At 73.6% G+C, this 12,821-nt stretch carries 13 protein-coding genes; 6 read left to right on the top strand and 7 right to left on the bottom strand.

All coding sequences use genetic code 11. The features are described 5' to 3' along the window. Positions 1-203: 203 nt before the first annotated feature. From ACH4E7_RS09670 to ACH4E7_RS09680, 3 genes are read left to right on the top strand one after another with little or no spacing between them, the layout of a single operon-like run. A complete protein-coding gene (locus ACH4E7_RS09670) occupies positions 204-521 on the top strand; it encodes a hypothetical protein (protein WP_396248445.1) in 318 nt (105 codons plus the stop codon). Then, complete coding sequence (locus tag ACH4E7_RS09675; protein WP_396248446.1) at positions 518-1,120, top strand: methyltransferase domain-containing protein; 603 nt, start codon at positions 518-520, stop codon at positions 1,118-1,120. Before ACH4E7_RS09670 ends, ACH4E7_RS09675 begins: the two co-directional genes overlap by 4 nt. After that, positions 1,121-1,690: a hypothetical protein gene (locus ACH4E7_RS09680; protein ID WP_396248447.1), complete on the top strand. Its 570-nt coding sequence runs from the start codon at positions 1,121-1,123 to the stop codon at positions 1,688-1,690. It abuts the gene before it with no gap. A gap of 62 nt (positions 1,691-1,752) precedes the next feature. Here the strand turns inward: ACH4E7_RS09680 and ACH4E7_RS09685 are convergent, their stop codons facing one another. Next, positions 1,753-2,340, bottom strand: a complete 588-nt coding sequence (locus tag ACH4E7_RS09685) for a TetR/AcrR family transcriptional regulator (RefSeq protein ID WP_396248448.1) — start codon at positions 2,338-2,340, stop codon at positions 1,753-1,755. Positions 2,341-2,422: 82 nt separating this feature from the next. On the opposite strand from ACH4E7_RS09685, the gene ACH4E7_RS09690 reads away from it, so the two are divergent. Then, positions 2,423-3,268: an SDR family oxidoreductase gene (locus ACH4E7_RS09690; RefSeq protein ID WP_396248449.1), complete on the top strand. Its 846-nt coding sequence runs from the start codon at positions 2,423-2,425 to the stop codon at positions 3,266-3,268. A 159-nt stretch (positions 3,269-3,427) separates the two neighbouring features. On the opposite strand, the gene ACH4E7_RS09695 is transcribed toward ACH4E7_RS09690, so the two are convergent. The 6 genes from ACH4E7_RS09695 to ACH4E7_RS09720 all read right to left on the bottom strand — a co-directional run bounded on the left by ACH4E7_RS09695 (position 3,428) and on the right by ACH4E7_RS09720 (position 10,632). Next, the gene (locus tag ACH4E7_RS09695) at positions 3,428-3,802 is read right to left on the bottom strand and encodes a VOC family protein (protein WP_396248450.1); all 375 of its coding nucleotides are present in this window, start codon (positions 3,800-3,802) and stop codon (positions 3,428-3,430) included. Positions 3,803-3,831: 29 nt separating this feature from the next. Next, a complete protein-coding gene (locus ACH4E7_RS09700) occupies positions 3,832-5,376 on the bottom strand; it encodes a protein kinase (protein ID WP_396248451.1) in 1,545 nt (514 codons plus the stop codon). 12 nt (positions 5,377-5,388) lie between these two features. Next, entirely contained in the window at positions 5,389-7,671 is a 2,283-nt protein-coding gene (locus ACH4E7_RS09705) for a bifunctional polysaccharide deacetylase/glycosyltransferase family 2 protein (protein ID WP_396248452.1), read from the bottom strand. Between the two features lie 136 nt (positions 7,672-7,807). Continuing rightward, positions 7,808-8,479 (bottom strand): hypothetical protein, encoded by a 672-nt coding sequence (locus tag ACH4E7_RS09710; protein WP_396248453.1) that lies wholly within the window; start codon positions 8,477-8,479, stop codon positions 7,808-7,810. Between the two features lie 369 nt (positions 8,480-8,848). Then, on the bottom strand, positions 8,849-9,841 hold the full coding sequence (locus ACH4E7_RS09715; RefSeq protein ID WP_396248454.1) for a hypothetical protein: 993 nt from the start codon (positions 9,839-9,841) through the stop codon (positions 8,849-8,851). Then, positions 9,838-10,632, bottom strand: coding sequence for an RNA polymerase sigma factor (locus ACH4E7_RS09720; RefSeq protein WP_396248455.1), 795 nt, complete (start codon positions 10,630-10,632; stop codon positions 9,838-9,840). The genes ACH4E7_RS09715 and ACH4E7_RS09720 overlap by 4 nt, the downstream gene beginning before the upstream one ends. A gap of 531 nt (positions 10,633-11,163) precedes the next feature. Here ACH4E7_RS09720 and ACH4E7_RS09725 point away from each other — a divergent pair. Both ACH4E7_RS09725 and ACH4E7_RS09730 read left to right on the top strand, forming a co-directional pair. Continuing rightward, positions 11,164-11,877 carry a VC0807 family protein gene (locus tag ACH4E7_RS09725; protein WP_396248456.1) on the top strand — a complete coding sequence of 238 codons (714 nt, stop codon included), beginning with the start codon at positions 11,164-11,166 and terminating at the stop codon, positions 11,875-11,877. 132 nt (positions 11,878-12,009) lie between these two features. After that, positions 12,010-12,747: a tyrosine-protein phosphatase gene (locus ACH4E7_RS09730; RefSeq protein WP_396248457.1), complete on the top strand. Its 738-nt coding sequence runs from the start codon at positions 12,010-12,012 to the stop codon at positions 12,745-12,747. Positions 12,748-12,821: the final 74 nt, after the last annotated feature.

Below are 12,821 nucleotides of genomic sequence, written 5' to 3' on the forward strand. Positions count from 1 at the left end.
CAGCTGATCAGCTCATACTCCGCTCGGCACCCGCATTCGCGGCAACTCGTGTCGCCGGGCCGTCATGAAGCTCTCGTACCCCGGCGGAAGCCGCCCGCTTACCGGCCTTCGGCTGCCCCGGAGAATATTCGAGAATCAGCACCCCCTCCACATCGATCCCCGGGCATTCTGATTCAGCCTGACCGACAGCGAGGGGAGCGGCTGTGAGCCGACGACTGCGGTACATCGGAAACACCTCAGGGGACGACGGATGCCCGACGCTCTACGAGGACGTGGACACCGGAGAGGTGGTGGTGCAGGGCGACGTCGTGACCGATCCCGACGAAATGGCCCAGTTCCGCAACATCAAGCCCGGCGAAGGGTTCGTGACCGTACCGCGCGCGCTGCTCGCCGACTTCGCACCGCGCGACGTGGACCGTGAACCCGTGCTGATCAGCTACGAGAGCACGGTGGCGGCGGCAGCAACGAGGGTGGGAACACCTCGGACGGCAGCGGCCCGGCGACGGGTCGCTGACGCGTGAGCGAGAAGCACGAAGCGGAGGCCGGCCGGACCCGGCTGGCCTCCGCGCTCATCGCGAACGGGTCCCTCACCTCGGACTGGCTGGCGTCCTTCAACTCCGTGCCCCGTCACTGGTTCGTGCCTGACGTCGTCTGGCCGGGCCAGGCTGACGGCGTGCGTCAGGGCGAAGCGGTGAACCGGCACGCCGACCCGGCCGCCTGGTGGAACGCCGTCTACTCCGACGCCCCCCTCACGACCCAATGGGACGACGGCGACCACACCGGGGAAGCCCGGGGCGCCACGCCCACGTCGTCCAACTCCATGCCCACCATGGTGTTCTCCATGCTCGCCGCCTCGGACGCCACGGACGGCATCCGGGTGCTGGAGGTCGGTAACGGCACGGGCTGGAATGCCGCGCTCCTGTCTCACCGCCTCGGATGCGGGAACGTTGTCACGGTCGAGGTGGACAAGGACAGCGCGGCCGAAGCAGGGCTGCGGCTGGCGCGCGCGGGGTACTCGCCGACGCTGGTGGTCGGCGACGGGTCGGAGGGTTCCGCCGACGGCGCGCCCTTCGACCGGGTGATCGCCACCTGCTCCGTCCGCCGGGTGCCGTACGCCTGAGTGGAGCAGACCCGACCCGGCGGGGTGATCGTGGCGCCCTGGGGGCCCGAGTACGGCGGGGAAGCGGTGGTTCGGCTCACGGTCGGCGACGGCGGGACGGCGAGCGGCCGGTTCGTCGGGTCGTCCGCCTTCATGCGGCTCCGCCGGCAGCGCACACCCCGGCCTGGCAGCCTGGAGTACCTGTCCGGCCCGTGGCCCGCCGATGGGGCGAAGTCTTCAACCCGCCTGTCCCCGGATGAGGTTGGCGGCTGGCTCGCCATGTACGCCGTCGGCGTGCAGGTACCGGAGGCCTTCCCATTGATCGAGCGGTACGTCGATGGCACGTACACGTTGTGGCTGCACGACGCCGCCGTCACGTCCTGGGCCACCGTCGACTGGGAACCGGACCACGCCGCCTACGAGGTGGTGCAGTCCGGCCCTCGGAACCTCTGGAACGAGGTGGAGGCGGCCTGGCGCTGGTGGGACGACCAGGGCCGCCCCGGCTTTGACCGTTTCGGGCTCACCGTCACCCCCGGAGGCCAGACGGTGTGGCTGGACGGCCCGGACAACCCGGTACCCGCGCGGCGTTGACGGCCGACCTGGCCGGCGCGAAGCAGGAAGTCGGCCGGGCCGACTGCCTGCTCTCGGCCAGGTCACTGCAGGGAGTCGAGCCACTGGGTGAGACGGGCGCCCTGGCTCGTCATGATCTCCGGGTCGCGCAGGGCGTTGGCCAGGAGCGACATGCCCTGGTAGCCGGCAACCAGGGTGACGGCGAGGTCGTCCGGGTCGGGCAGGCCCAGGGCGCGGAACTGGTGTCCGGCCCAGTCGAGCAGCCGCCGGATCACCGCGCCGGCCTCCGCGTCGAGGGTGCCGTCCGTGCGCTTGTCGAGTTCGACGGCCAGGGTGCCGGTGGGGCAGCCGTAACGGGCGGCGAGGTCGCGCTGGCCGACCCAGGCCTCGATCAGGCCCTTGATGCGGTCGAGCGGGTCGGGCAACTGGTCCAGCCGGCCGGTGAGTTCATCGAGGTGTGTGCTGTGCTCGGACAGCGCGGCCTGGACCAGTTCGTCCTTGGTCTTGAAGTAGTAGTAGACGTTCCCGACCGGGACGTCGGCCACGCGCGCGATGTCGGCGAGGGTGGTGCGTTCGACGCCCTGCTCGTGCAGGACCTGGGCCGCCGCGGCCGTCAGCCGGCGGCGCTTGTCGGCCGCCCGTGCCGCCCTGGGCTTCACTGAGTCAGTCACCCAACCAACTATAGACAGCACCCCGGAGGCCGGTGCTATGGTCTTCCGAGTCAGTCAACTAACTCACTTCAGGGGGAACACAATGATCGTCGTCACCGGCGCCACCGGCAACATCGGACGCACGCTGGTGCCACTGCTGGCCGAGGCGGGCGAGGAGGTCACGGCCGTCTCCCGGCAGCCCCAGCCCGCCGGACTCCCGGCCGGCGTCCGGCACGCCCGGGCCGACGTCGGCAACGCCGCGAGCATGCGGCCCGTCCTCGACGGCGCCGACGCCCTCTTCATCCTGCTGGGCGGCGAACTCAACGCCCACGGCGAGAGCCCGAAGGCCCTGCTGGAGGCGGCCGAGGCCGCGGGGGTGGGCCGGGTCGTCCTGGTCTCCTCCCAGATCAACGCCACCCGCCCGGAAGCCCCCTCGCACACCCGCCTGCGCGAGTTCGAGGCCGCCGTGCGCGCGTCCGGGCCGGACTTCACCATCCTTCGCCCGGCCGGCTTCGCCTCCAACGCCTTCGCCTGGGCCGAATCGGTCCGCACCAAGCGCACGGTCTTCGCCCCGTTCGCCGACGTGGCACTGCCCGTCGTCGATCCGGCGGACATCGCCGCGGTCGCCTCCGCCGCGCTGCGCGAGGACGGTCACGCGGGCCGCACCTACGAGCTGACCGGCCCCGAAGCGATCAGCCCCCGCCGGCAGGCCGCGGCGATCTCCGAGGCCCTGGGCGAGGAGGTGGCCTTCGTGGAACTCTCCCGCGAGGAGGCCCACACCCACATGGCGCAGTTCATGCCGCGGGAGGTCATCGGCGGCACCCTGGACATCCTCGGTGTCCCGCTGCCCGCCGAGCAGACGATCAGCCCCGACGTGGAGAACGTCCTCCGCCGTCCGGCCCGGCCGTTCGGCGAGTGGGTCGCACGCAACCTCCCGGCCTTCCGGTAGCCCCCGCCCCGGGCGCTGGCCGCGTCGCCCACGCGAACAGGTGAACAGGCAGCCCCACGCGCACACCACGCGAGGGGCCGCCACAGAATCAGGAAGTCCGGCGGGCCGACTGTCCACTCCCCGAGGGGAGTTGTCCACAGGCTGTGGACAACTCCACCCTCAGCCGTGGGTGGTGTCGATGACGCAGAAGCGGTTGCCCTCGGTGTCGGCGAGGACGACGAAGTCCGGGTCCTCGGGATAGCTGTCCCAGTCGACCAGTTCGGCGCCGAGGGCCACCAGGCGCTGGACCTCGGCGGCCTGGTCGGCGGCGTCGCCGGCGTAGAGGTCGAGGTGGACGCGGGGGTGCTCCTGGACGGGGGACTCGCTGTAGCCGAGGGCGAGGTGAGCGCCGGTGCCGCCGTCGGCGGGGACGAGGACCGTCCAGTCGTCCTCGATCAGGCCGCCGCGCGGCACGTAGCTGAGCGCCGCCATCCAGAAGGTGACCGCGCGGGACATGTCGGAGACGCCGAGGGCGAGGGTACCGATCGTCAGCATGGGCACATTCTGGCGCAGCGTCAGCGGCGTCAGTCGTCCTGGTTGTCGGCCGTCGCGTGGAGGGTGGCGAACAGGGCGCCGAGGCGGGCGTTCCAGTTGGCGTAGGTGGGGGCGTCGATGGCGCGCTTCTTGCCCAGGTCCTTGATCGTCTTCTGGGCGGCCTTGAGCTCCTGGGCGGCGTCGTCCGGGTTGCCCTCGTTGAGGCGGGCGGCGGCGTCGTCGAGGATCCGCAGCAGCTCCGCCTGCTTGTCGCGCTCCTTGGTGATCGGGGCCTGGGCGACGGCCTGGCGGAAGGACTGAAGCTGGAGAGCCGCGGGCTGGTTACGCGGGACGGACTGGGTGGGGGCCGGAGTGGTGGGGGCGGCGGAGGCGGCGGTCGGGGTGGACGTGGGCGCCCCCGCCGGGGTGGTGGCGGGGGCGGTGGCCGCGGGCTTGGCGGCGGGCTTGGCGGCCGCGTTGCCGGCCGGCTCGTCGAAGGCGGTGAGGGCCAGGGCGGCGATCCCGGCCAGGCCGGCTATGCCGAGGGCCCCGAGGACCAGGGGCTTGTTGCGGCGGTTCCGGGCGGGCGCGGGAGGGGCGGCGGGCGGCGCGGCCGGGATCGGCGCCATCACCGAGGTGGCGGCGGCCGGGGGCCGGTGCGGCTGGGGCGGGAGCAGGGTGGTGTGCTGCTGGTCCGGGTTCACCGGGGCGACCGGCGGCAGCATCTGGGTGGGAGCGGCGGTCGCGAGCAGCTCCGCCGTCGGATCGCCGACCGCCAGGCCCGGGACGGTGGCCAGCAGTTCGACACGCGCTGCGGTGGCATCGGCCGGGCGGTCGGCCGGATTCTTGGCGAGCAGCCGCAGCACGGCCGCGTCCAGCGCGGGCGACAGGCCCGGGCGCCGTGCGGACGGCGGCAGGGGCTGCTCACTGACGTGCTTGAAGGCGATCGCCACCGGCGTCTCGGCGGTGAACGGGGTCTCGCCCGTGAGCATCTCGGTCAGCACGCAGCCGACCGCGTACAGGTCGGTGCGGCCGTCCAGGGCGGAGGCGGTGGCCTGCTCGGGCGAGAGGTAGGCGGCGGTGCCGAGCACGCTCGCGGTCTGGGTCAGGTTGTTGGAGGAGCCGGCCCGGGCGATGCCGAAGTCGACGACCTTCACGCCGCCGTCGTCGGTGATCATGATGTTCCCGGGCTTGATGTCCCGGTGCACCAGCTCGGCCGCGTGCGCGACCGCCAGCGCCTCGCAGACCGCCGCCGCGATGCCGACCGCGCGCTCCACCGGCAGCTGCGGCTGCTGGGCCAGGATCGCGGACAGCGAGCGGCCCTGGACCAGCTCCATGACGATGAACGGGGTGCCCTGGTCCACACCCGAGTCGAAGACCATGACGATCCTCGGGTGCACCAGCATGGCCGCGTGCTGCGCCTCACGGCTGAACCGTTCGGCGAAGCGCGGGTCGTCGGCGAGGCCCCCGTTGAGGATCTTCACGGCCACCTGGCGGCCCAGCACGCGGTCCACCCCGCGCCAGACGGTGGCCATGCCGCCGACGCCGAGTATCTCGACGAGTTCGTAACGCCCGTTAAGCGCCCGTCCGATCACCTGGAACTCCCCTCACGTGCCGTGCCCGGGGTTCCGGGCCGCCTCGTGCACCTGTGCACGATAGCCGCCGACGCCAACGGGGTCCGGAGCAGTTCCCTGAGCGGGCGAAGCGGTCGGCACAACGGTGGGCGGGGTCTGGAGGCTGCCGTAGCGCTGCATCCGCTGCCAGCGCAGCCGGGAGCCCGCCAGCGCGGTGAACACGGACTGGATCACCACCAGGTACATCAGCTGCCGGTAGACGAACTGCTGGAGCGGCAGACTCCAGAGCGGCCCGAGCTTCTCCTTGTCCAGCCGGAACGCGTACGCCCCCATCAGCATCTGGACCAGCAGGAACGCCGCCCACAGGCCGATGATCCGCACCGGGTCGAGGAAGGCCAGCCCGTAGAGCGCGAAGACGTCCACGACCGGGGCGAGCAGCGGCAGCAGCACCTGGAACATCAGCAGGTAGAGCAGGCCGCGGCGGCCCAGCTTGCCCGCCTGCCCGCGCTGGGTGAGCGCGCCGCGGTGCTTCCACATCGCCTGCAGGGTGCCGTAGCACCAGCGGTAGCGCTGCCGCCACAGGGCGCTCAGCGAGGCGGGCGCCTCCGTCCAGGCCTTGGCCCGCTCCTCGTACACGACCCGCCAGCCGTCCCGGCACAGGGCCATGGTGAGGTCGGTGTCCTCGGCCAGGGTCTCCTCACCCACGCCCCCGACGGCCAGCAGCGCGGAGCGGCGGAAGGCGCCGACCGCGCCGGGCACGGTGGGCATGCACTCGGCGAGGTCGAACAGCCGGCGGTCCAGGTTGAAACCGACCACGTACTCGATGTGCTGCCAACGACCCAGGAGACCACCGCGGTTGACCACCTTGGCGTTGCCGGAGACGGCGCCGACGGCGGGATCGGCGAAGGGCTGCACCAGCATCCGGACGGCGTCCGGCTCGAAGACGGTGTCCCCGTCGACCATCACCAGCAGCTCGGCGCGGGCGGCGGCGATTCCGGTGTTGAGCGCGGCCGGCTTGCCGGCGTTCTCCTGCCGGATCACCCGGACGTACGGCAGGTTCAGCGACTCCACCAGGTCGGCGGTGCCGTCGGTGGAGCCGTCGTCGACCACGATCACCTCGACCGGGTGGTCGGAGGCCAGCAGCGAGCGGACGGCCGGCTCGATCCCGGCGATCTCGTTGTACGCCGGGACGATCACACTGACCGGCTCGGTGACCGGCGGGCCCCAGCCGCGGCGACGCAGCCGCTTGTGCCGGCGGGCGCTGTAAAGGACGACGACCGCGCGCAGCACACTGACCGCACCCGCCGCCCAGAGCAGCCACCCCAGGGCGGTGAGCACCCAGTTCCCGCCGTTCAGCAGCCAGATCAGGGCCAGGCCCTGCCAGTGGTCGCCGGCCCCGGCCGGGTGGACCGGGTCGGGCAGGCCGACGGCCTCGCTCACGGTGGTGAAACGGAAGCCGCGGGCCTTCAACTGAGCCAGTACCGGGCCCAGCGCGTCGACGGTCTGCTGACGGTCGCCGCCGGCGTCGTGCATCAGGAGGACCTGGCCCTGGTCGCCGGGCCCGGCGGTCGCCGCCTTGACGATCGCGGGCACGCCCGGGCGGCGCCAGTCCTCGCTGTCCTGGGTGGTGAGGACGGTCAGGTAGCCCTCTCGGCCGGCCTGCTGGACGGCGGACCAGCCGGGGTCGTCCAGGGCCTCGGTGGTCGAGGAGTAGGGCGGACGCAGCAGCGAGCTGGTGACGTCGGCGGCCCCGGCCAGGGTCAGCTGGGCCTCGCGCAGTTCCAGCGAGCGGCGCCAGGAGGGTGCGGCGCCCAAGTCGGTGTGGGTGAAGGTGTGGACGCCCACCTGGTGGCCCTCGGCGACCATCCGCCGGACCAGCTCGGGGTGGGCGGCGGCCTGGGTGCCGACCACGAAGAAGGTGGCGTGGACGCCGGCCCGCTTCAGGGTGTCGAGGACCTGCGGGGTCCAGCGCGGGTCGGGGCCGTCGTCGAAGGTGAGGGCGATGGTGCCGGGCTTGGGGGCGGCGGTGCGGGGCGCTGTCCCGGCGGGGGTGTCGATGACCGGTCCGCCGGTACGGATTTCCTCCGGGACGGTACCGGCAGCGGCCGGGGCGGCGTCACCGTCGGGACGGTCGTCGTAGAGGTGCTGGGTGTAGCCCTGAAAGAGGAGGGTGGCGGTCAGGGTGAGCAGCAGGGCGGTCAGCAACAGCCAGTGGGTGCGGAGCGGGCCCTTCGGCTGACGGACGACGCCGCGGTGGCCTCGGCGGCGTTGAGGCCGGGCGGGCGGGGCTGCTCTGCGGCGGCGGGCGTTGCTCACGGGGTGGGTGCTTTCCGGGGTCAGGGGCGGGGGGTGTTTGTTCGGGGGTGGGCTCTCGGGAGGGTGGGTGGGTGCTGGGGGGTGGGTGGTTCTTGCTTGCGGGCGCGCGGGGTTCGCCCTGCGCGCCCGCAGGGCGTCAGAGCTTGGTCGGGCGGTTGCCGGGTGAGTCGGTCGGGCGACCGTGGCCGGGGGTCGGGGTGGCGCCGGGGGATGCGGTGGCGCCTCCGTTGCCGGTGGTGGGCGGCGGGGCGGCGGTGGGGTGCGCCGTGGGGGTCGCCGGGAGGCCCCCGGGGGCGGGGGGCGCCGCGGGGTGGCTGGGGGCCGCCGAGGAGGTGGGGCGGTGGGCGGCCGTGGTCGGGTGGGCCGACCCCGGCTGCACGGAGTCGGGCCGTTCCGTCCCGATGTCGGTCGGGACCGGGTCGGTCGCCGACGGGACGGGGGTGGGCGCGGGGGCGACGGCGACGGGGGCCTGTGGCAGCGGCAGGAACGGCGCGCTGACGGTGGGGCCGCCCAGCACGGTGCTGACCAGCAGCGCCAGGTAGCCGGCCGCGGGGACGGCCAGTAGCAGGCCCAGTCGACGGACCCGGCGCTGGCGGCGGCCGGAGGAGTCCACGAACACCGGGGCCGGGGTGGCCCCGATGTCCTCGGTGGACGGGTTGGCCGCAACGGAGGGGAGTTCGGCGGTGTCGGTGTCCACGAAGACCGGGAAGGCGGTGGTCTCGGCGGCCTCGGGGGAAGGGGAGGCGGCCGGGGAACCGGGCAGCGGTTCCCCGACCGCCGGCTCGTGGTCGTGCAGAGTGACGGTCACGGTCGGTCCAGTTCGGTCCGGGCACGGGGGTGTGCGGCCCGCCCTGACTGCGGGCGGGCGGGCCGCACGTTCCGGGCCGGTCGGTCCGGCGGCGCGTCCGGGGAGAGCGCCTGCCGGTCCGGCCGGGGCCGGCCGGGTGGACGGCGGGCACGGGGGAGCCGACCGGCCACCCGGAGCTTTCGGGTGGTGTTGCGGTGGTGCAGGTGGTGCCGATGGTTCGGTCCGGGGGGCGGCGAGCCCGGGGGGAGTCGCTCGCCGCCCACCCGGAGCTTTCGGGGGTGTTGCGGTGGTGCAGGTGGTGCGGATGGTTCGGTCCGGGGGGCGGCGAGCCCGGGGGGAGTCGCTCGCCGCCCACCCGGAGTTCTGGGGTTACCTCTCGGTGGTGGAGCTGTCGGTTTTGCTCGGCCGGGCGGCGGACGGGGTGGGCACGGCCGGTTCGGGCGGAACCGTCACACCGGGCTTCCCGGGCTTGTTCCCGGGGCCGCCGTTGGCGTTTCCGTTGGCGTTTCCGTCCCCGTTCCCCTTGCCGACGCCGGTGTTCGGGTCGGTGCCGGGGTTGCCGGTGGCCCGGCCGGGGTCGTGCGACTGCGCGCCGGCGCCCGGGTGGGAGTCGCCTCCCGGTTTGCCGAGTGCCTCCCCGCAGTACTCCACCACCACGTCCGCGCTGCCGGCCGCGGCGACCAGCTGAGCGAACTGGGGATCGGCGACCAGTTGGCCGGGGCGGTCGCCCTTGGCCGTCCGGTCGGCGAAGACATGGCACAGGGCGACCTGCGTCGGAGTGGCCGCCTGGCCACCGTGCCCGTTCGCCGAAGGCGTCGGGGCGGTGGAGGATCCGGACGACTGGGGGTTGGTGGTGGACGGCCGGGTGGAGCTGCCGGACGGCGTGGCGCCCGGCTGGGAACCGGTGGCCTTGCCGGTGCCCGACGGGCTGCCGAAGACTCCGCTCGCGGCGGGCGGGGTGCGCTCCGGTTCGGGCTCACCACCGCCCAGGGACGGCAGGTTCCCGGTTCCGGCGGCGACCGCGACCCCGCACAGCGCGGTGGCGCTGAGCACGGCGGCAGCGGCCTTCGTGCTGAAGGCCCTGGCCAGCGCTGCGGTTGCCATCGATCGTCTCCGGACGGGGGTCACTACGGGGTCGGGCGTGAGACTCGCCTCCCGGAACGCGGCCAGTGCGGCCTCCTCCCCGGCCAGTTCCGCTGCCGTCGCCGGGGCGACGGCTGCGGCCAGCACCCGGGCGACGTGCCCGGGACCGTCCGGTCCGGTGAGCGAGGCGTCCTGCCCGGCCGACGGGCCGCCCACGGCACCGCCGAGCAGTTGCTCGGCAGTATCACGGTCGATCCGACGGGATCGGTTGGTGCTCATCTCATGTCCTTCAGCGTCGCGGCCCGGCGTTCTGTCACACCTTGCGGAGAAGTTTTCTTCGCGGGTTTCCCGGAGGGCTGCTCGGAGGGCTGTTCGACGGGCTTCCGGGCGGCGGGGATCCCGGCCGCGCCGTGCTGTTCCAGCAGCTTGGCCAGCTTCTTCAGCCCGCGGTGGGCGGCCATCCGGACGCTGCCTGCCCGCTTGCCGAGCACCTGGGCGGCGCTCTCGGCGTCCAGCTCCATGACCACTCTCAGCAGCACCGCCTCGGCCTGGTCGCGCGGCAGCCGGGAGATCAGCGCCAGCGCGTCGCCGGTGCCGACCGTGGCCAGCGCGGCACGCGCGGTGTCGTCCCCGGCCGCCAGCTCGGCCAGGTATTCGAAGGGCAGGTCGGCGACCGGACGGCGGCGTCTGGCCCGCAGGTGGTCCATCGCGCGGTTGCGGGCGATGGTGGCGGCCCAGCCGCGGAAGCCGTCCCCGTCGCCGGAGAAGCCGCGGAGGTCGCGGGCGATCTGCAGCCAGGCCTCGGAGGCGATGTCCTCGGCGTCCTGGATGTCCTCCGGCCGTCCGCCGACCAGTACCCGCAGGTAGCGCAGCAGGCCCGGCTGGACGGTCCGGAACAGCAGTCGGAACGCCTCCTCGTCCCCGCCCTGGGCGGCGCGCACCGCCTCGGTCAGGTCGGTGGGGGTGGGGGCGCGGCCCGGTGGCGGGCCGTCGGGGGGTACTGGTCCGGGCCCACCGGTCGGTCCGCCGGTGCCCGCTCCGGGGTGTTCTGCACTCTGCACCCGCCACATGATGCGCCATCCCGGCGAACGGGTCGGCGCCGGTCGAAGGACCGGTCCGGCCGGGGCCGAGGTCCCGCCGACGGCTGTCGCCCACCCGGAGCCCCGGGACGCCGCTCCCGCCTACGTCGTCGGTAGGCGAATCGATCCGGGCCGCAACTGTGTCCGAACGCCGGGCCCGCCGATGCGCCCGGCCCTCGGCCGCGACCCACCGTGACCACTCCCGTACCCGTACGTGCGTCCACGTGCGGATCGCCGACCCCGCCGGAGCGAGGCCGGAGGGACCGCCCCCAGGGACGAACCGCGATGACGACTGCCCACGGGCTGTACGCGAGGGCGCTGCGCGAGCACCTCGCGCCCGGGCCGCGAGCTGCGGGCTTTTCCGTAAATATGCAGGTCAGATGGGGTGTCATGGGGCACACCATGACAACTGTCATGCGGATCCGGCAACGGACGGCACTGCTCCGGCGGAGGGTCGGCCGGAAAGACTGGAGGCACGACGCGGGCAGGGGCCCGCGGCCGCCAGCCGGGGAGGAACCCACCATGAGCAGCCAGACCGCCAGCGCCGCCACCGCCACCGCCACCGGTCCCGCCAAGGAGAAGAACCCGCTGGTTTCCGGGCTCCGCCCGCTCGCCCTGGACGTGGCCGCTCCGCTGGTCGGCTACTACGTGCTGCACTCGGCCTGCGGTCTGAGCGAGTTCGCCGCGCTGGCCTGGAGCAGCGCCTTCCCGGCGGCCCGGACCGTCCTCGGCCTGCTGAGCGAGCGCAAGCTCAACCTGTGGGCCTCGCTGATGCTGGTGGTCAACCTGGCGGGCCTGGCGCTCACCTTCGTCACCGGCGACGCCCGGATGATGATCGCCAAGGACGGCGGGCTGAGCGGCACCGTGGCGCTGGCGATCCTGGTCTCGGCGCTGGTCGGCCGCCCGGTGATGACCCCGATGCTGATGCCCTTCGTGACCAAGGGCAAGCGGGACCGGGCCGCCGCCTGGCAGCGGCTGGTCGAGGGCCGGGCGGCCGCCTCGCAGGCCTTCCGCCGCCACGAGCGGGTGTTCGCCGGGATCTGGGGCACCGCACTGCTGACCGAGTGCGCGGCCCGGGTGGTCGGCGCCTTCACCCTGCCGGTCTCGACCATGGCCTGGCTGTCCACCGTGTTCCTGATCGGCGCGATCGTGGGCGGCTCGATGCTCGGCCAGATCGCGGTCGAGCCGATCGAGAAGCTGGTCAGCGCCGAGGCCGAGGCCCCGACCGCCGCCTGAGCACCACCTGAGCACTGCCTGAACTGCCGGTTCCGAGGATGCGAACAGCCAGGAACCATCAGGATCTCCCGGGAGTCCTTATAACGAGGGGGTAACGGGACCCCCCGAAACGACGAACCGGGGAGCCCCACCATGCGGACGAACGCGCTGACCACCACCGAGGACCGCACCCTCGCCTGGGACGGCTGCCTGAACGTCCGCGACCTGGGCGGACTGCCCACCGCCTCCGGCCGGCTGACCGCCCGCGGGGCGATGGCCCGGGCGGACAACCTGGACCGCCTCACCCGTGAGGGCTGGGACGCCCTCCTCGACCACGGCGTCCACACCGTGATCGACCTGCGCAACACCGAGGAGTACAAGCCGCTCCTCCCGCTCCCCGAGGGCGTCGAGCTGATCCGCGTCCCGCTGGACGAACTGGCCGGCTCCGCCTGGTGGGACACCTACGGCCGCCTGGACGGCACCCCGCTGGCCCTCCGGCCGTACCTGGACCACTGCCCGCACGCCGCCGCCGCGCTGGTCACCGCGATCGCCGGCGCCCGCCCCGGCGGGCTGGTGGTGCACTGCGGCGCCGGCCGTGACCGCACCGGGCTGGCCACCCTGCTGCTGCTCGCCCTGGCCGGGGTCGACCGGACCGCGATCGTCGAGGACTACCTGCTGAGCGGCCCCAACGTCCGCCCGCTCTACGGGATGCTCGGCCTGCCGGACCCGTACCAGCGGATCGACGCGGTGCTGACCGAAGCCGGGACCAGCGCCGAGGCCGTCCTGGAGTCCACGCTCGACGGGCTCGACCCGGCGGGTTACCTGCTCGCGGCGGGGGTCACACCCGCCCAGATCGCCGCCGTCCGGGAGCGACTGCTGCCCGCCGTGTGAGTCGACCCGGGGCCGCCCGGGCGCACCATCCACACATAGCGTCAACCGATGGTTGACGATCCGAGGATCGACAA

This window comes from Kitasatospora sp. NPDC018058 (assembly GCF_044327205.1).
Taxonomy (GTDB): Bacteria; Actinomycetota; Actinomycetes; order Streptomycetales; family Streptomycetaceae; genus Kitasatospora.